The 18,133-nt window shown below is 71.8% G+C and carries 16 protein-coding genes; 5 read left to right on the forward strand and 11 right to left on the reverse strand.

Features of this window, described 5'->3' with window-relative positions:
• Positions 1 to 20: 20 nt before the first annotated feature.
• The 3 genes from ABZ851_RS13875 to ABZ851_RS13885 all read left to right on the forward strand — a co-directional run bounded on the left by ABZ851_RS13875 (position 21) and on the right by ABZ851_RS13885 (position 5,192).
• On the forward strand, positions 21 to 1,412 hold the full coding sequence (locus ABZ851_RS13875) for a VOC family protein (RefSeq protein ID WP_361125928.1): 1,392 nt from the start codon (positions 21 to 23) through the stop codon (positions 1,410 to 1,412).
• Positions 1,413 to 1,477: 65 nt separating this feature from the next.
• A complete protein-coding gene (locus ABZ851_RS13880; RefSeq protein ID WP_361125931.1) occupies positions 1,478 to 3,007 on the forward strand; it encodes an aldehyde dehydrogenase family protein in 1,530 nt (509 codons plus the stop codon).
• A gap of 376 nt (positions 3,008 to 3,383) precedes the next feature.
• Positions 3,384 to 5,192, forward strand: a complete 1,809-nt coding sequence (locus ABZ851_RS13885) for a M28 family peptidase (protein ID WP_361125934.1) — start codon at positions 3,384 to 3,386, stop codon at positions 5,190 to 5,192.
• 173 nt (positions 5,193 to 5,365) lie between these two features.
• On the opposite strand, the gene ABZ851_RS13890 is transcribed toward ABZ851_RS13885, so the two are convergent.
• The 4 genes from ABZ851_RS13890 to ABZ851_RS13905 form a co-directional block, all read right to left on the reverse strand.
• On the reverse strand, positions 5,366 to 5,692 hold the full coding sequence (locus ABZ851_RS13890; protein WP_361125937.1) for a hypothetical protein: 327 nt from the start codon (positions 5,690 to 5,692) through the stop codon (positions 5,366 to 5,368).
• 148 nt (positions 5,693 to 5,840) lie between these two features.
• Positions 5,841 to 6,683: a DUF1206 domain-containing protein gene (locus ABZ851_RS13895; RefSeq protein WP_361125940.1), complete on the reverse strand. Its 843-nt coding sequence runs from the start codon at positions 6,681 to 6,683 to the stop codon at positions 5,841 to 5,843.
• A gap of 152 nt (positions 6,684 to 6,835) precedes the next feature.
• On the reverse strand, positions 6,836 to 8,125 hold the full coding sequence (locus ABZ851_RS13900) for a PP2C family protein-serine/threonine phosphatase (protein ID WP_361126256.1): 1,290 nt from the start codon (positions 8,123 to 8,125) through the stop codon (positions 6,836 to 6,838).
• A 182-nt stretch (positions 8,126 to 8,307) separates the two neighbouring features.
• Positions 8,308 to 9,201 (reverse strand): virginiamycin B lyase, encoded by an 894-nt coding sequence (locus ABZ851_RS13905; RefSeq protein ID WP_361125943.1) that lies wholly within the window; start codon positions 9,199 to 9,201, stop codon positions 8,308 to 8,310.
• Positions 9,202 to 9,448: 247 nt separating this feature from the next.
• On the opposite strand from ABZ851_RS13905, the gene ABZ851_RS13910 reads away from it, so the two are divergent.
• Positions 9,449 to 10,336, forward strand: coding sequence for a SigB/SigF/SigG family RNA polymerase sigma factor (locus tag ABZ851_RS13910; RefSeq protein ID WP_361125946.1), 888 nt, complete (start codon positions 9,449 to 9,451; stop codon positions 10,334 to 10,336).
• 69 nt (positions 10,337 to 10,405) lie between these two features.
• Here the strand turns inward: ABZ851_RS13910 and ABZ851_RS13915 are convergent, their stop codons facing one another.
• From ABZ851_RS13915 to ABZ851_RS13925, 3 genes are all read right to left on the reverse strand, one after another.
• Positions 10,406 to 10,825, reverse strand: a complete 420-nt coding sequence (locus tag ABZ851_RS13915) for a PPOX class F420-dependent oxidoreductase (protein ID WP_361125949.1) — start codon at positions 10,823 to 10,825, stop codon at positions 10,406 to 10,408.
• A 204-nt stretch (positions 10,826 to 11,029) separates the two neighbouring features.
• Positions 11,030 to 12,055 carry a PP2C family protein-serine/threonine phosphatase gene (locus ABZ851_RS13920; RefSeq protein WP_361126259.1) on the reverse strand — a complete coding sequence of 342 codons (1,026 nt, stop codon included), beginning with the start codon at positions 12,053 to 12,055 and terminating at the stop codon, positions 11,030 to 11,032.
• Between the two features lie 330 nt (positions 12,056 to 12,385).
• Positions 12,386 to 13,144: an IclR family transcriptional regulator C-terminal domain-containing protein gene (locus ABZ851_RS13925; protein ID WP_361125952.1), complete on the reverse strand. Its 759-nt coding sequence runs from the start codon at positions 13,142 to 13,144 to the stop codon at positions 12,386 to 12,388.
• 229 nt (positions 13,145 to 13,373) lie between these two features.
• Between ABZ851_RS13925 and ABZ851_RS13930 the strand changes: the two genes are divergently transcribed.
• Positions 13,374 to 14,000, forward strand: a complete 627-nt coding sequence (locus ABZ851_RS13930; RefSeq protein ID WP_361125955.1) for an alpha-ketoglutarate-dependent dioxygenase AlkB — start codon at positions 13,374 to 13,376, stop codon at positions 13,998 to 14,000.
• Positions 14,001 to 14,079: 79 nt separating this feature from the next.
• Here ABZ851_RS13930 and ABZ851_RS13935 read toward each other — a convergent pair whose 3' ends face one another.
• The 4 genes from ABZ851_RS13935 to ABZ851_RS13950 all read right to left on the reverse strand — a co-directional run bounded on the left by ABZ851_RS13935 (position 14,080) and on the right by ABZ851_RS13950 (position 18,062).
• Entirely contained in the window at positions 14,080 to 14,358 is a 279-nt protein-coding gene (locus ABZ851_RS13935; RefSeq protein WP_361125958.1) for a hypothetical protein, read from the reverse strand.
• Between the two features lie 369 nt (positions 14,359 to 14,727).
• Complete coding sequence (locus ABZ851_RS13940) at positions 14,728 to 16,215, reverse strand: PLP-dependent aminotransferase family protein (RefSeq protein ID WP_361125961.1); 1,488 nt, start codon at positions 16,213 to 16,215, stop codon at positions 14,728 to 14,730.
• 150 nt (positions 16,216 to 16,365) lie between these two features.
• The gene (locus tag ABZ851_RS13945) at positions 16,366 to 17,130 is read right to left on the reverse strand and encodes an ankyrin repeat domain-containing protein (protein ID WP_361125964.1); all 765 of its coding nucleotides are present in this window, start codon (positions 17,128 to 17,130) and stop codon (positions 16,366 to 16,368) included.
• 323 nt (positions 17,131 to 17,453) lie between these two features.
• Positions 17,454 to 18,062, reverse strand: coding sequence for a TetR/AcrR family transcriptional regulator (locus ABZ851_RS13950; protein WP_361125967.1), 609 nt, complete (start codon positions 18,060 to 18,062; stop codon positions 17,454 to 17,456).
• Positions 18,063 to 18,133 lie beyond the last annotated feature (71 nt).

Raw genomic sequence — 18,133 nt, forward strand, 5'->3', positions numbered from 1 at the left:
GACGGAAGGACGACCTGCCGATGATCAGCCAGTGGCAACTGCGCGCCGCGTTCGCCCAGCGGCTCTCGGACATGTACGGGCGGGAGGTGCCCGCCTACACCACGCTCGTGGACGTCTCCCGCGAGGTCAACGAGGACGTGCTGCGGGCACGGGGCGCCGACGCCGAGCGCCTGGGGTCCATCGGCCGGGTGACCGCGGAGCGGCACGGCGCCATCCGCGTCGGCTCGCCGGAGGAAATGCGCCAGGTCGCCCGCATTTTCGGCGCCCTGGGGATGTACCCGGTCGGTTTCTACGATCTGCGGGAGGCCGCCGCCAGCGCGATCCCCGTCGTGTCGACCGCGTTCCGCCCCGTCGACGCCGGGGAACTGGCCCGTAATCCCTTCCGCGTCTTCACCTCCCTGCTCACCCCCGCCGACCCCCGGTTCTTCGACCCCGACCTGCGCGCCCGCCTGGAGAACTTCCTCGCCGCCCGCCGGCTCTTCCCCCCGGAACTGCTCGCCCTCGCCGACCGCGCCGAAAGCGCCGGGGAGTTGCCCGAAGCGGACGCCGAACGGTTCCTGCACCTCGCCGTCCAGGCCTTCGAACTGTCCCCCGAGCCCGTCGACCAGGCGTGGTACGCCACCCTGGAACGGATCTCCGCCGTCGCCGCGGACATCGGCGGCGTGGGCAGCACCCACATCAACCACCTCACCCCCCGCGTCCTGGACATCGACGAGCTCTACCGGCGGATGACCGAGCGCGGCATCGAGATGATCGACACCATCCAGGGGCCACCCCGCTGGCAGGGCCCCGACGTCCTGCTGCGCCAGACCTCCTTCCGGGCCCTCGCCGAGCCCCGCGCGATGCGCACCCCGGACGGCAGCGTGATCAGCGGATCCCTGCGGGTGCGCTTCGGTGAGGTCGAAGCCCGCGGTATCGCCCTCAGCCGCGAGGGCCGGGCCCGCTACGACCGGCTGCTCGCCCGCGTCGACGACCGGGCCGCCGGTCTGCCCCCTGCCGACCGGGCCGAACTCGCCCGCCGCCTGTGGGCGGAGGAACTGCCCGGCACCGAGCAGGGGCTGGCCGCGGGGGGCCTGGCGCACTTCACCTACCACCTCGCGCCGGACCGGCCGCGTGACGGCAGCCGCCCGCCCGCCGGGCTCGGTGACCTGCTGGAACAGGGCTGGCTCCGGGCCGAACCGCTGGTCTACGAGGACTTCCTGCCGCGCTCGGCGGCCGGCATCTTCCAGTCCAACCTCAGCGACGAGGGCTCCAGGAACAGCGACCAGCAGGGTGCCGCCTACGACAGCGCCTGGCTCTCCGGCGTCCTCGGCCGCGACGTCCTGGACCCGTTCGACCTCTACGAGGAGCAGCAGAACCGCTCCCTCGCGCGGGCCGCCCGGGAACTCGGACTCGACGGCACGCCCGTCTGACCCCCGGCCCGCCGCCCGCGGCGCTCAGCCCCCTTCGACACCCCTCAACACCCCAGAGGAGCATCATGACCAGCACCATCCTCCCCACCACCGAGGACCTGCGCACCCGTGCCCGCGACAGCCTCGCCGCCCTCGGCGTCACCGTCCCGGAGGGCGACGACTTCTCGGCCCGCAGCCCCATCACCGGTGACGACCTCTTCGGCCTGCGCGCGGCCACCGCCGCCGACACCGAGGAGGCCATCGCCGCCACCCGCGAGGCGTTCCTCACCTGGCGCACCACCCCCGCGCCCCGCCGCGGTGAACTCGTCCGCCGCCTGGGCGAGTTGCTGCGCGACCACAAGGGCGAGCTGGCCGACCTGATCACCATCGAGGCGGGCAAGATCCGCTCCGAGGCGCTCGGCGAGGTCCAGGAAATGATCGACATCTGCGACTTCGCCGTCGGCCTGTCCCGCCAGCTCTACGGACGCACCATCGCCTCCGAGCGCCCCGGCCACCGGCTCGCCGAGACCTGGCACCCCCTGGGCGTGGTCGGCGTCATCTCCGCGTTCAACTTCCCCGCCGCGGTGTGGTCATGGAACACCGCCGTCGCGCTGGCCTGCGGTGACACCGTGATCTGGAAGCCCTCGGAGCTCACCCCGCTGATCTCCCTGGCCTGCGACCGGCTGCTGACACAGGCCGCCGAGGAGGTCGGCGCCCCGCGCGACGTGCACCGCCTGCTGCTGGGCGACCGCACCACCGGCGAAAAGCTCGTCGACGACCCCCGTATCGCGCTGATCAGCGCCACCGGCTCGACCCGTATGGGCCGCGAGGTCGGCCCGCGCGTCGCCGCCCGCTTCGGGCGCAGCCTGCTCGAACTCGGCGGCAACAACGCGGCCGTGGTCGCGCCCTCCGCCGACCTCGACCTCGCCGTGCAGGGCATCGTCTTCGCCGCCGCCGGCACCGCGGGCCAGCGCTGCACCACCCTGCGCCGTCTGATCGTCCACCGGGACATCGCCGACACCCTCATCGCCCGGCTGACCGCCGCCTACCGGAAGCTCCCCATCGGCGACCCGTTCGACGAGACCACCCTCGTCGGACCGCTGATCTCCACCACCGCCCTGGAGACCATGCAGGACGCCCTCACCCGGGCCCAGGCCGAGGGCGGCAAGATCCTCGCGGGCGGCAACCGGCGCCTCGCCGACGCCGCGCCCCGGGCCGGTTACGCCGAGCCGGTCCTCGTCCGCGTCGACGCTCAGACCGACGTCGTCCGCGAGGAGACCTTCGCCCCCATCCTGTACGTGCAGACCTACGACACCCTGGAGGAGGCCATCGCGCTGCACAACGACGTCCCGCAGGGCCTGTCGTCCAGCATCTTCACCCGCGATCAGCAGGAGGCCGAGCTCTTCCTGTCCGCGGAGGGCTCCGACTGCGGCATCGCCAATGTCAACATCGGCACCTCCGGCGCCGAGATCGGCGGGGCCTTCGGCGGGGAGAAGGAGACCGGCGGCGGCCGGGAGTCCGGTTCCGACGCCTGGCGCGCCTACATGCGCTCCGCCACCAACACCATCAACTACTCCAGCCGGCTCGCCCTCGCCCAGAACGTCAGCTTCCTGTAGGCACCGGACGGCCCCGTGCCCGTGCCGCACGCCGTCGACCGCCCCCGTTCTGCCCCGCGCAGGGCGGGGGTTCGTCGTGCCCGGGACGTGCCAGGGGCGTGCCCGGAGCGTCCGAAACCGGCCGCGGACCCGGCCAAGTGCCCGGTTATCGGGCGTCACCTGCCGTTTTTCGACAAACACGGCGCTGCGCCGGAACATCCGTTGACGCGGTGGGTGCCGCGGTGTGATGGTACGGCGGCCTGGGTCATGGACATGCCGTTCTCGCCCCGTGCTGACGCCGCCCCACGGGGCCGAGGCCGGCCGGACGAGACGCCGCCACGGCCCGGCGCTCCACCAGAACCTCCGTCGGTAGCACTCCCTACCCCCTCAAGGAGCCATGGTGTTACGAAGACTCGCGGTGGCCGGCGTCTCCCTCGCCGCCACCCTCCAAGCCGCCGTGCTGCCCCTCGCCCCCACCGCCGCGGCCGCCTCGCAGGCCGGCAAGCCGCTCCATCCGCCCGTCACGGCGATATCGGCCGGCGACCGGGCCGCGCACCACGGCCCGGCCTCCGCCCGCACCGGGGCCGCCGACGCCCCCGACATCGATGTGGCCAAGGTCCAGGCGCACCTGACCGAACTGAACGCCATCGCCACCCGCAACGGCGGCACCCGAAAATCCAGCGGCCAGGGTTACCGCGACTCGGTCGCCTACGCCAAGGCCAAGCTCCAGGCGGCCGGTTACACCGTCACCGAGCAGCCCTGCACCTCCGGCTGCGCCACCGGGGCCGGGCCCAACCTGATCGCCGAATGGCCGCAGGGCGACGCCACCAAGGTGTACATGTTCGGCTCCCACCTCGACAGCGTCGGGGCGGGGCCGGGCATCAACGACAACGGCTCCGGCTCGGCCGCGCTGCTGGAGACGGCACTCACCCTGGCCCAGCTGCACCCCGCCATGGCGGCCCGTGCCCGGTTCGCCTGGTGGACCGACGAGGAACAGGGCCTCAACGGCTCCGACTTCTACGTCAACTCCCTCTCCTCCACCGAGCGGTCGAAGATCAAGGCGTACTACAACTTCGACATGATCGCCTCGCTCAACGGCGGCTACTTCATCAACCACCTGACCTCGGCGGCCGCCCAGCCGATGAAGGCGTACTGGGACTCCCTGGGCCTCCAGCCCGAGGAGAACACCGAGGGCGCGGGCCGCTCCGACGACTACTCCTTCGAGCAGGCGGGCATCCCCACCTCCGGATATGCGATGGGGGCCGGTGCCCGGAAGACCTCCGCGCAGGCGGCCAAGTGGGGCGGCACCGCAAACCGCGCCTACGACTCCTGCTACCACCAGTCCTGCGACACCACCAGCAACATCAACACCACCGGACTGAACCACAGCGTCGACGGCATTGCCGCCACCCTGTGGAAGCTCGCCGTCGCCGACACCACCCCGGCGAACGACTTCTCCCTGACCGCCGCCCCCGCCACCGGCAGCGTGGACCCCGGCGGCTCGGCCACCAGCACCCTCTCCACGGCCACCACCAGCGGGTCTCCGCAGACCGTGGCCCTGTCGGCCGCGGGCGCTCCGGCCGGTGTGACCGTCTCCTTCAGCCCCGCCTCGGTGACCTCCGGCGGCAGCTCCACCATGACCCTCGCCACGACATCGAGCGCGCCGCCCGGCACCTACACCCTCACCGTCACCGGCACCGGGTCCGTCACCCACAGCACGCCGTACACCCTGACGATCAAGGGCGCCGGAGGCTGCACCGCCCAACAACTCCTCGCCAACGGCGGATTCGAGAACGGCACCTCTCCCTGGACGGGCGACACCGGGGCGATCGGCGCCCACTCGGGCCAGTCCGCCCACAGCGGCAGCAGGTTCGCCTGGCTCGGCGGCTACGGCTCCGCCGCCACCGACACTCTCAACCAGTCGGTGACCGTGCCCGCCGGATGCGGCAAGGCGACCTTGACCTACTGGCTGCACATCGACACCGATGAGACCGACCGGGTCGCCTACGACACCTTCAAGGTCAAGGTGGGCAGCACCACCTTGGCGACCCTCTCCAACACCGCGGCATCGAGCGGCTACACCCAGCGGACCCTGGACCTGACCCCCTACCTCGGACAGCGGATCACCCTGACCTTCACCGCCACCGAGGACTCCAGCCTGCAGAGCAGCTTCGTCGTCGACGACGCGACCCTGCAGACCGGCTGACCGACGGCCCGGAGGGGCGGGGCGGAATCCGGCTCGCCCCTCCGGTGCCACTTACTCCGGCGCCACGTCAGTCCGGCGCCACTCACATACGGCGCCGTTTCCCTCCGGCCGGCGAACAGACCTCCGGCGCAACGGGGCGACGCCCTTGGCTCCGCCGCGGGGCGCCCGGCACGTCAAGCGCTCGTCTCGTCCGTCGCGTAGCAGGAGGCGGTGTATCGGTCCCGGTCGCCGGTGGGCGTCCAGCCGCCGGTGTCCCGGCCGGGGTCGGCGAGATCGAAGCCGCTGTCGCGCAGTTGTGCGCTGAGGGAGGTGGCGGGGAAGCCGCTGCCGTTCGGCGCCTCTTCGACAGGCCACAGCGTGACGAGCAGGGCTTCGGTGTCGCCGGTATCGGGTTCGCTGTCGAGGCTGGCGACCTCGAGGTGCCAGCGGCCGTTGCGCACAAAGGCCTCCGCACGGTAGACGGCCCGTGCGGCCGGGGCATTCTGATGGGTCTCGGTCATCCGAAGAGAGCTCCTGACGTGCAGTGGGATATGCCGCGGGGCGGAGTGTGTCGTGGGTGGGGGGGGCTCGTGGAGCGGTGGTGGTCGTGGGGTAGGGGTGCGGGACTTGCGGCGAGGATTCCGGGGACGTGGGGGCAGCCTTGCAGGTTCAGACGTCCCGCCAGCGGGCCATCGCGCAGGAGAAGGCGCCGAACAGCGCCAGACCCGCGGCGATCGCGGCCAGCAGCCAGGGACCGGCCGGGGTGTGGGCGAAGGAACGGAGCGTATCGTCCATGCCTTTGGCGCGGCCGGGGTCGTAGGTGACCGCGGCCCTGACGACGTAGACGCCGGCGAGCGTGAACACCCCACCGCGGGCGATGCCGCCCGAGACGCCGAGCACATCGACACCGCGCCGGGCGGACCGTGACATGCCGCTCCTGTTGAGGTGCTTGTGGAACGTGCGCAGGACGGCCCGCACCGCTATCCAGACTCCGCCCACGGCAATGCCCACCCCCGCGGCGGCCACCAGCCAGGGGCCGCCGGGCAGCTCCAGTGCCATGGCCGTGGCGTCCCGGGACTGCTGATCGCTCGACCCGCTTCCGCTGCCCTTCGTCCCCGTCGCGAAGGACAGCACGGAGAAGGCCACCACGGCGTAGAAGACGCAACGGAAGAGCGACAGCAGTCGCGTTCCGGCCTTGTGCCCGTCGGGCCCTGCCGCACCGAACGCCGCCTCGGACAGGCGCCACAGCGCCATCCCGGCCAGGCCCAGGCCGAGCGCCCATATCAGCACGCCGCCGAACGGCCGGGCGGCGATCTCCGCCAGCGCTCCGCCCCGGTCGGCCTGCTCACCGGGGTCGCCGAACGCGATCCGCAGCGCCAGTACCCCTACGAGGAAATAGATCACGCCGCGGGCCGCGAACCCACCGCGTGCCGCGGCCCGGACCGCCGAGCTGCGCGCGGCACGACGGGCGGTGCGTCGTCCGATGTGCGGTACCGCAAGAGTCGATGGCATGTGTGACCTCCAGAGGACTTCTGCCCCGCCGTCGGGGCGCATCCGGCCGGTCTCCAGGACCGACGAGAGCGGGATACTTCTGCCCCGCCATCGGCGACACACTCCGGCTGCCGCGAGCGAGGAGACCCCTGGCGCGTGGCGGCTCCGGCGTTTCACAACGCGTCTCTGGTGGGCGTGCTCCAGGGGGTGGCCAGGGGCGGGTCCTCGGTGGTGTGCTCCGGGAGCCCGGCGAGGGCTTCGACCCGGGCGGGGCGGTAGGGGGTGGGGCCGTTCCACTCCAGCAGCAGGACCGTGGCATCGTCGTTGAGCCGGCCGCCGTGGTACGCCAGATGACGCCTGATCAGGCGCCGCAGGGTCTCCGGGACGGGCAGCCCGTCGGCGTGGTGCTGGATGAGGAAGTCCGTGAAGCCCGCCAGGCCGAATTCCCGGCCTTCGTGGTTACGAGCTTCGGTGATGCCGTCGGTGTAAAGCAGCAGGCGGTCGCCGGGCTCCAGCTGTTCGCGGACCACGGTGGGCGGCAGGCCCAGATCGGTGCCCATGGGAGGGGCGGGCGGGCAGGTCAGGATCAGTGCGGTGCGGCCCTTGCGGATGATGACCGGTGGGGGGTGTCCGACGCTGGTCCAGGTGAGCAGCCCGGTCCCGGTGTTCAGCTCGGCCAGAATGCCCGTGGCGTAGCGGCTGCAGCCGAACTGTTCCACCAGTGCGTTTTCCACGGCTTCGGCGATCTGCAGGATTCCTGGGCTCTGCCGGCGCCGGTTGCGGCTGGCGGCGACCGCGAGGCTCGCTGTCAGCCCGGCGGCCGTGTCGTGGCCCATGGCGTCGAAGAGTGCCAGATGCACGGTCTCCCCGGCGATGGCGTAGTCGAAGACATCGCCACTGACCTCATAGGCGGGCTCCATCACCGCACTGACCAGCACCCGGTCGGTGGCGAAGGTCCTCGGCGGCATGATGCGCCACTCCATCTCCGCGGCCACATTCATCCTCCGGCGCCGCACCAGCCGGGCATAGGTGTCGCTCGCCCCCCGTTTGCTGACGATCATCAGCGCGATCAGCCCGGCAAGGTTGCGCAGGTCCAGGGCCGCCTGGGAGTCCATCTCCGTGCCCGGGGGGCCGGAGGCGCGCAGCACGCCCAGTCGCTCGGTGCCGTCGAGCAACGGAACCCACCACTGCTCGGCCCCGGGGGTGGGGCTCGCGACGATGCCCCCGGTCTGAAACGCCCGCCCGGCGAGGGTGCCTTCCATGCGCACCACGTCCGGCGGCGCCTCCGGGCCGCCGCCGGCACCGGGCCCCTCACCGGCAAGCAGGCACAGCACTTCCTGCTGCAGATCGGCCAGGTAGATCAGCACCCCCGGCCACCCGACCCGGGCCGCGTGCTTGACGACCAGGTCCGGCACCTGCTCCAGCGTGATCACGTGACTGGCGGTGATCAGGTCACCCAGCATCCGGGCCCGGGCGGCTGCACTGCTCATTCAGGCACCTCTCCTCGGGTTGCGGCTCACCGAGCCTTCGCCCCGTGGGCTGTCCATGTCGTGGCGCCGTCGGTTGCCCCTGCTGCCGGCGGCGATGCTTGTCTCTCGATGGTGACACCGAGAGGGGGCATGCCGAGCACGACACCGCGGTGTGCCTACAGGACCATGCGGGCAATCGCTCCGGTTTCCAGCGCCACGTAGAGGGCGCCATCGGCTCCGAAGGCCAGGCCGTGCGGTTCCGAAGCGGGGCTCGGGAGGTCGTACTCCTCGATATGGCCGTCGGGAGTGATGGATCCGATGCGGCCCGCGCCCCACTCGGTGAACCAGCAGTCACCGGCCGGGCCGGCGACGATGGCATGGGGCCGGGACGCCGGGTCCGGCAGCGGGAACTCGTCGATCCGGCCCTGCGTGGTGATACGGCCGATCCGTCCGGCGCCTATCTCGACGAACCAGAGCGCGCCGTCCGCTCCGCGGGTGATGCCGACCGGTGCGGCGTTCGCGGTCGGTAGCGAGTGGAGCGTGAGGTCGCCCTCGAAACTGAGGCGACCGATCGCGTCTGCCTGGTTGAGGGTGAACCACAGGGCGTCATCGGGGCCGGTCGTGATGGCTGAGGGGAAGGCGCCGGGCAGGTGCAGCGGGAACTCCGTCACCCGGCCGTCCGTGTCGATACGCCCGATGCGGTCGGTGTGCAGCTGGGTGAACCACAGAGCGCCGTCGCCGGCGGCCACGATCCCGAAGGGGCCGCTGCCGGGACTCGGGAGGGGGAACGAGGTGGCCTTCCCGTCCACGGTGATCCGTCCGATCCGATGGTCCTGGCTACGCGTGAACCACAGCGCCCCGTCGGGCCCCGAGGTGATGAGGGAAGGGCCGCAGGCGGCGGAGTCGAGCGGATGCCGATCGAGCCGGCCGTCCGGTGCCAGCCGGGCGATCTGCCCGGCGTGGACCAGGGTGCACCACAGTGCGTCGTCGGGGCCCAGAGTGAGGGCGTAGGGACCTGAGCTGGCGTCGGAGACCGGAATCTCCTCGAACGAAACGGCGCGGCGGGACATCGGCGGCTCTTCCCCCAGTGGCACTTATTGCTACGAGTGTTGCGTTAAGAAGAGGATGGCATGGCGTCGCCGCTCACGCAACGGGATTCCGGGGCGGTCTGCCGCGCGTGGTGGCCGGCTGCGCGGGGCCGGGGCAGGCCGGCGCCGACGGCCGGGCCGGACAAGACAGGACGACCTGACATGCCTGTGGTCGCGGCGGGTAGGGGAGCGGGTGACGGGGGCTCAGCAACAGGCGGGAGCCGGCAGCATGAGCAGCAACAGCACCATGAACGTGGGAACGGAGTTGGAGACCACCCCGCAGGAGTGTGCCGCACCGGCCCCGTCGGTGCTGCCGCAGATCCAGGCTCCGCTGCGCGTCGCGCCGTCCGACGCACGGGAGTTGTCCAAGCAGTTCCTGCTGCGGCTGCGGGAACTGGACGAGGGGACCGCCGAGTACCAGTACGTGCGCAACACCCTCATCGAGATGAATCTCTCCCTGGTGCGCTATGTCGCCCGGCGCTTCTCCAGCCGCAAGGAGTCCATGGAGGACGTCCTGCAGGTGGGCACGATCGGTCTGATCAAGGCGATCGACCGCTATGACCCTTCCCGTGACGTGGAGTTCACCACGCTGGCCGTCCCCTACATCCAGGGCGAGATCAAGCGGTTCTTCCGCGACACCACCTGGTCCGTGCGCGTGCCGCGGCGCCTGCAGGAACTCCGTATCGACATCGCCCGTGCCAGGGAAGAGCTGGAGAGCGAGGGCAGCCACGAGCCGTCCGTCGCCGAACTCGCCGCCCGCCTCGGTCTGGCGGAGGACGAGGTGGCGGAAGGGCTCGTGGCCAGCAACGGCTACGACAGCGACTCCATAGACCGCCCCGTCCAAGCAGGCGGCGGCAAGCAGCAGACCACCGGCCTCGTCGCCGACCTCATGGGCACCGACGATCCCGCCCTCGCCCTGGCGGAAGACATCCAGGCCCTCAAGCCGCATCTGGCCGAGCTCGACGACCGCGAACGCACCCTTCTCCAGCTGCGCTTCGGGGAGGAAATGACCCAGTCCGAGATCGGTGCGGAGCTCGGCCTCTCCCAGATGCATGTCTCGCGCCTGCTGACCCGCGTGTGCACCACCCTGCGCAAGCGACTCCTGGCCGGGACGTGAAGGCACCTGTCGCTGCCGGGACGTCGGCCGGGGCGTACCTCGCCTGCGGTGCGCGGCCCGGCGGCGTCGTCAGCCCGGTTGGCCGCTGTCCTTCATGCTGCCCCAGCCGTGCCAGCGGTCGATCTCGATCCACGCGCTGACCCGGCGGCGGTCCCGCTGCGGGTACGGCTTGCCGAGGTACTGCTGCGCCAGCCGGTCGATATCGACGAGTCCTTCGTCGTCACGGAGCGCGGCGACACGGCCGATGATGCTGAGGTGCGTGTACCAGTTGCCCTCGTCCAGCACGGTCAGCGTGACGCGGGGGTCGTTGCGGACGTGCTCCAGCCGCTTGCGGCCCTCATCCATGTTGACCAGGACCCGGCCGTCGTCCCAGAGGTACCAGGTGGCCGTGGACACCGGCTGCCCATCCGGCCGCAGCGTCGTGATGACGGCCGGATTCGGCTTGCTCAACAGGGTGGCCGCCTCATCGGGAAGCGGTGGTTTCGACATACGAAGCGCTCCTCAGTACGTGCGTACGGTGCTGCGGGCCGTTCGGGTCGGGGCAGGTGAAGACGGTTCCGTTCGGGTCGGGAGGTGACGACGGTGCCCTTCGCCGTCCGGGGTGATCAGACACACCAACACGATCGACCGTACTCAGCTCGCACCGGTTCCCGCCTCCCGGGGCGCCGCCACACCGCACGCCCCGGGGTGCTCCTATTCGGCTGCCACCGGCGGGCAGGGCTGCCGTCCGGCCGACGGGTCCGGTGCGTTTGGGACCGCGGAGGGGGCGTCGGCCGTCTTCCGGAGGAGGAGCATGGCGGCGTCGTCGTGCAGCTCGCCGCCCACATGCGCGAGCAGGTCCTCGTGGAGCGCGGCGAGAGTGCGCGAAGGCTCCGGCGACATGTGCTGCGACAGCCGCTCCACGAGCGGGTAGAACCGCCGCTTGTGATCCCGGGCCTCGGTCACGCCATCGGTGTAGAAGAGCAGCTGATTCCCTTCGTGCAGGGCGATTTCCTGGAGGCCGGGGGTTTCGTCGGCCAGGGCACGCAAACCGAGCGGCGGGGCCGGACGGGCGGGCTCGACGGGCAGCACACCCGAGTCGTGGACCAGGAGCGGAGCGGCATGCCCGCAGTTGACCAGCTCCATACGGCCGGCCTCGGGGTATCCGGCCAGCACCGCGGTGACGAAGTCGTCCGGACCGAGGTTGCGCGCCAGGCTGCGTTCGATCCTGTGGACGACGCCGAGCAGATCCGGCTCGTCGTAGGCGGCTTCCCGGAACACGCCCAGGACCAGCGCGGCGATACCCACCGCAGGCAGCCCCTTACCGCGTACGTCGCCCACGATCAGCCGGACCCCGTACGGCGTCGGCACCAGGGCGTAGAGGTCCCCGCCGATCCGGGCCTCCGCAGCGGCGGCGCTGTAGTGGACCGCCGTCTGGAAGGGCCCGACCGTTGCCGGCACGGGCTTGAGGAAGGCGTGCTGAGCGGCCTCGGCGACCGAGCGGACCGCGGCCAGTACCTGCTCGCGACGCCTGCGCAGGGCACCGGCCAGACTGCTGGCCAGCGTCACGGCGGACAGCGTGGACAGCACGATCGCCTGGTCGCTGCCCGGCGCACCGTCATGCAGGCCGAGGGCCGCACCCAGCGCCACGGCCAGGACACCGACGCGGAGCACTCCCCACGGCCCGTTGGTGGCGGCGGCCAGCGCCGGCCCCACGGCGAGCAGCGGCAGCCAGCTCATACCGGTTCCGCCGGAAAAGGCGAGGATCGTCACGGCCGCGATGATCAGAACCGGCAGGCAGGAGGTGTAGTGGCGGCGGGTGTCTGCCGCCCGGGCCGGTGTGTCACCCCCGGGCGGGGCGGCCCGGCGGACCGCTGTCCGCAGCGTGGAGAGCGGCTTGGGGGCCTGCCACCGCGGCAGGCGGTCGTGGTGATGGGTCCGGGCTTGGCGCATGTACGGTTCCGCGGCTCGCTTCCCTGCTCAGGGCCTGCACTGAGGGCGCCGGCGCCTGAAAATGTCCGTTTCATCAAGGAAAGCGGCATCTGCGAGGGGGCGGCAAGGGCCGGGATTTCACATAGTGAGTGACAGTCCCCGGGTCACGCGGCTCGCTGTCGGAAGCAGCCGGCTGCGGATCTCCTCGATGCGCGAGATGCGGTCCGCCCGCAGTGATACGCCGAGGGAGCCGAGGGTTTCGCCGCTGTAGACCGGCACCGCGACGCAGAACGTGCCGAGCGCGTACTCCTCCATGTCCGTCATGAGCGGCGCCATGGGCAGGGTGTCGAGCTTGCGCAGCAGTTCGGCCCGTCCGGTGATGGTGCGGGGCGTGAGGTCGGCCAGGGGGTGCCGGGAGAGGTAGTCGTCGCGGGTCTCGTCGTCCAGCTCGCGCAGTACGCACTTGCCCAGGGCCGTGGCGTGCCCGGCGTCCTCGAAGCCCACCCAGAGGTCGACCCGGGGTGCCCGGGGCCCGTCGACGATCTCGGCCACCCGGATCTCGCCTTCCTCGAAGAAGGTCAGGTAGGCGGCGGCCGAGAGATCGTCCCGTAGCGCTGTGAGGGCGGGCCGGACCCGGTTGAGCAGCGCCTGCCCCCGTCCTCCGGCGTGCAGGGTGTCCAGCTTGTCGCCCAGGACGAAGCCGCCGTCCTCCAGCTTCCGGATGTACCCGTCGTGCGCCAGCGTGCGCAGGAGGTGGTACGCGGTGGCCAGTGGCAGCTCTGTCTCCCGTGCCAGCTGTTTCGCCGGTGCGCCGCCCTCGTGGGCACCCACGGCCTCCATCAAGCGGAAGGCGCGCTGGACCGAAGTGATGAGCGTAGGGCCTTCTCCGTTGCCCATGTCTTCAGCCTGCTCCCGGTGGCCCCGGGGAGGCAAGGCCGGATCGTGGTGGCTGCCGTGCCTCGCGGACGGAGCGTGCCGGAGTGTGGCGGGGGTGCCGGGGTGTGGCGGGGGCCGGGGTGCCGGGGTGTGCGGAGCGTTACCGGAGCGCAATCCCTGGCGAAGGGAGTGCCTGCCCGTGACGATCGCGCTACAGAACACGCATTCGAATAATGGGTACTCTGGAAGCATGGCCACGCACCTTCAAGGCTCGCTCTTCGACCAGGCCGACGAGGTCCGCCTCGGCCCGCTGCGCGGCGTGCGCAGGACCGAGCTCGGTGACGGGGCCTGGCTCGATCTGCTGCCCGGGTGGCTGAGCGGGGCCGACGCCCTGTTCACGCAGCTCGCCGCCGAGGTGCCCTGGCAGGCCGAGCGCCGGCGGATGTACGAGCGGGTGGTGGACGTGCCGCGGCTGCTCGCCTTCTATGAGGCCGGCGATGCCCTGCCGCACCCCGTGCTGGCCGAGGCGAGGGATGCGCTGTCCGCCCACTACGCCGCCGAGCTCGGCGAACCGTTCACCACGGCCGGGCTCTGCTACTACCGCGACGGCCGCGACAGTGTGGCCTGGCACGGCGACCGGATCGGCCGCGGCCGGCGCGCGGACACGATGGTCGCCATCCTGTCCGTGGGCGCGCCGCGCGATCTGCTGCTCCGGCCGCGGCGCGGCGGCGGCACCGTACGGCGGCCGCTGGGACACGGCGACCTGATCGTGATGGGCGGCTCCTGCCAGCGGACCTGGGAGCATGCGATCCCCAAGACCAGCCGTGCGGCGGGGCCGCGGATCAGCATCCAGTTCCGGCCCCACGGCGTGCGCTGAAGCCGGACGCGGGTGGGCCCCCGAGTACGCGTCGGCTCGGGGGCCCTTCAACTGCTGCGGGCAACTACTGCCGGAGTGGTCAGTGGTGGTGGCAGGCCAGGTGCTCCCGGTGCCAGGTCCGGGTCCAGTAGCCGGGGTGGCGGACGCCGTGCCGGTCACGCCAGGCCGGGTGCCAGGTGCGGGTCCAGTGTCCGTGGACCATGTGGCACCGCCCCCTGTCGACGTGCCGGACGGTCGTGTGGTCTCCGTGGTGTGACGGCGTGGCCGAGGCGACGCCCACCAAGGAGAGGAGGGTGCCTCCGGCGAGAGCAACGGTGGCGGCGCCGAGAGCCAGGGCGCGCTTGAATCCGTCAGTCATCGATCGTGCCTTTCTGCATTGCCATGGTGCGAAGCCATGGTGCGAGATGCCCTGCCGATGGCCGGGCATCACTGACCATGCACCCCTGACGCCCTCCCCGTGCGGCTAACACCAAAGGCTTTACGCAATGCAGACGGAGTGTGAAATAAAGTAATTATCAGGCTAATGGGTGGTGCGGGGGAGTAGTTGTGGCGTGGTGGCCCTGGCGGCGGCGGGCGGACGTACGGTCGCTCGGGGCCGCGCCAACTCCGGTGCGGCGCACGCCGATTGGAAGAGCCGACACCCCAGGGACTCGACCGAAAGCTGTGCCCGACCGATAGCCGTGCCCGGTCGAAGGCCGCTGCCCATGGAGGGAAGGCGGTGCCCGAGTCAGGCAACCCAGTGCGCTCGGCGGGTGGCGGACGACGGTGAAAGCCCTCCCGCGAGGGCGGCGGCCATGCGGTGCACGGCCTCGCGCAGGGTCTCCGGCGAGGTGGTGTAAGGGATGCGCAGGCGCTGTTCGAACAGGCCCGGATCGGCACCGAAGTACGCACCGCCCTCGATCCGCACCCCGTAATCCAGGGCCCGTTCGGCCAGCGCCGAGGCGAGGGGCGCGCCGAGGTCGACCCACAGCGACAGTCCACCGGGCGGCAGTTGCCAGGTCCACTGCGGCAGGTGCTCGGCCAGGGCCGCGGCCAGAGCGGCGCGCTGCCGGCGCAGCTGTTCCAGACGGGCCGGCAGCAGTTCCCCGGCACGGGACAGGAGCGGGACGGCCAGCAACTGGTCCAGCACCGAGCCGCCCATGTCGGTGGCGACCCGCTGGCCGGCGAGTTCGGTGACGAGCCGGGCGGGGGCGCGCACCCAGCCCATGCGCAGGCCGCCCCAGTGAGTCTTGCTCATCGAGCCGATGGTGATGACCTGGCCGGCCCCGCCGGGGGTGGCGCGGGAGGCGAACGGCGGCGGGGCGGGGACATCGAGGGCGAGGTCGGCCAGGGTCTCGTCGACGACCAGCCAGGCGCCGGAGCGCTCGGCGGCGCGCAGCATGCGGACGCGTTCCTCATCGGGCATGAGGCAGCCGGTCGGATTGTGGAAGTCGGGCAGCAGGTAGGCGAGTTGGGGAATCGCCTGGCGGAAGGTCGATTCGGTGATCTCGATGTCCCAGCCGGTGTCGGTCACCGGGACCGACAGGGTGCGCAGCCGGGCGCGGCGCATGGCCTCCAGGGCGTTCGGGTAGGACGGGTTCTCGACCATGACCCGGTCGCCGGGCCGGCACAGCAGCCCCAGGACGAGCGTGAGCGCGTGCTGGGCGCCGGCGGTCACCAGGATCTGTTCGGGCATGGTGGCCACTCCGCGCCGGGTGAAGCGTTCGGCGACGGCGGCGCGCAACTCCGGAAGGCCGTAGGGATGGTAGCCAGGGGTGTGCGCGTGTTCGGCCAGCCGCGGGGTGACCTGGGTGAGGGCATCGAGGAGCGCCTGCTCCGGGAGTCCGGGGGCGGCGCTGGCCAGGTCGATCGCGGTGTCCTCGGGGTCGAGGAGCCGTGCGATGCCGCTGGGGGTCCGGCCCTCCGGAAGGGCCGTCCAGGTGCCGGAACCCTGACGGCTGTGCGCGTAGCCGCTCTCGCGCAGCAGGTCGTACACGGCGGTGACGGTGGCCCTGCTGGTGTGCAGGGCCGTGGCCAGCTCCCGTTCGGCGGGGAGCCTGACGTGCAGCGCGATGCGTCCGTCCCGGATCAGCGCACCGATCGTCCTGGCCAGATGGCGGTAGGCCGGCCGTGCCTCCGCGGGGTCGGGCAGCATCGCGGCGAGCTGTCGGCTCCCCAGGGTCCGGCCGGCGCGGTCCGCCCGGTCCGAATGCGGGAACCGATGCCGGTCGGCCATGCCACTCTCCCAGGATTGGTCGTACTCACCAGGCCAATGACTCTACAGAGCTGGCAGGTTGGCCTTGAGACCCAGGGGCCGGCCGCGGAGGACCCGCGGAGGGGCCGCGGAGGGTCCGTTCCTTCCGCACGCCCTGCCGGCCGACGCGTCTCAGCCCCGCAGCGCGTCCCGCAGCAGCGTGGCGATCAGGGCATGCCCCGTTTCCCCCTGCCACTGGGCCGCGCCCCTTCCGCCCGGTGCGCTGACGGTCACCTCGACCAGCTCCGTGCCCTCGGAGCGGGGGCTGCGCCGGACCTCGCACCTGCTGTCCCGGGCGGCGCGCGCCCTCTCCCGCAGTTCGCTCTCGATGTCCTTGCCGCACCGTTCGCGCGCCAGATCCCGTGCCGTCCGGCCCCACGTATCGGTGAGACGGGGGTCGGCGCCGTGGCACAGCAGAGCCCGCACCACCGCGATCGATCCCCGTTCGGCCGCCGCCATCAACGGGGTCCGACCGCGATGGCGCGCGTCCGGATCGGCCTCCGCCCCGAGCAGGAGCCGGGCGGTCCGATGGTGCCCGCCGGCGGCCGCCCACATCAGGGGGGAGTAGCCGGTGCCGTCATCCTCCCGCCGGTCGGGGTCGGCGCCGTGAGCGAGCAGTTCGCGCGCCGCTTCGAAGTGGTCCCAGCACGCCGCCGCACACAGCGGCAGACCTGAACTGCCCGGCTCTCCGCGGCTCTCCGCATCGGGTGGGGCGCCCGCTTCCAGGAGCAGTCGCACCAGGTCCGTGTGACCGTTCACGGAGGCAAGGTACAGCGGCGTCTCTCCGTCGGCACTCGCGGCGGACGGAGAAGCGCCCTGCCGCAAGAGCGCGTCCACCCGGTGCACCTGCCCCCTCTCGAGGGCGGTGATGAGTCGTCGGGTCAACGACTTGGTCATGCGGCTTCCTTCCTCGGGGGCGCCATCGGGGCCGGCCCCGGCCCTTCGGTCACCGTTTCCGCAGTTCTCCGGCAACGGCGAGGCACCACGTCTGCCGCCCGCGGCTGCACTCGGGGAGGACGTTCCGCGGCGCCGAACCGGCCGTCGTGCGGCGGGAGACGGCACCGAGGCCGACGAGCCGGAACGGAAGGTCACCGAGGGTCTGCAGGGTGGTGGTCGCGGAGGCCGAGGCTAACGGCGGATGCCAGGGGAGTCGAGGTAATTATCCCGGCAGCGGCAGCGGCAGCGGCAGCGGCGGCTCCGGCTCCGGTTGCCGGGCCGGTTCATTCACCGCCCGGGAAGAGCCGGTCCAGGTGGTGGCGGAGAATCGCTGCTGCGGCCTCCGGGGTGCGCTGGCCCACCAGGACGCTGGTGCCGAGGCCCGCCGACAGGGCGAGGAGGCTGATTGCCTCCGTGCGTACGTCCGTGCCGGGCGGGGTCAGGCCGGCCTCGCGCGCCTGCTCCAACTGGTCGGCCACCACGTCCTCGGCGGCATGGGGGCCGTCGATGAACGGCTGGGCGGCCAGTGCCTCGTCCGTCACGGAGAGCACGGCGTAGGCGGTGTAGACGAGGTGGAAAGTCCGGCTCTCCTCGTCGCGGGGGAGCGCTTCGAGCAGGATGGCCTCGATCGTCCCGCGTGGTCCCGGGGCGTCCCCGGCGGCCCGGACCCGGTCGGCGATACGGGCACCGAGCCCGGCCGTCAGCTGCTGCAGTCCGTGGAGCAGCAGCTTTTCCTTGGTCTCGAAGTAGTACTGCACCAGCCGCAGGGACACGCCTGCTTCGGCCGCCACGTCGCGCATCCCGATGGCGTGCAAACCGCGCCGTCCGGCGACCCGGACCAGTGCCTCGGCGATCTGGGTGCGCCGCTCTTCGTGGTCCACGCGCTTCGGCATCAGCCCGTGCCCTCCGCCTCGTTCGTTCCGTTCCGGCCTGCGGGATCGGCTACATGGTACCGCTGTACCAC

Origin of the sequence: Streptomyces sp. NPDC047049, assembly GCF_040643995.1 — a bacterium.
GTDB classification, from domain to species: domain Bacteria; phylum Actinomycetota; class Actinomycetes; order Streptomycetales; family Streptomycetaceae; genus Streptomyces; species Streptomyces mooreae.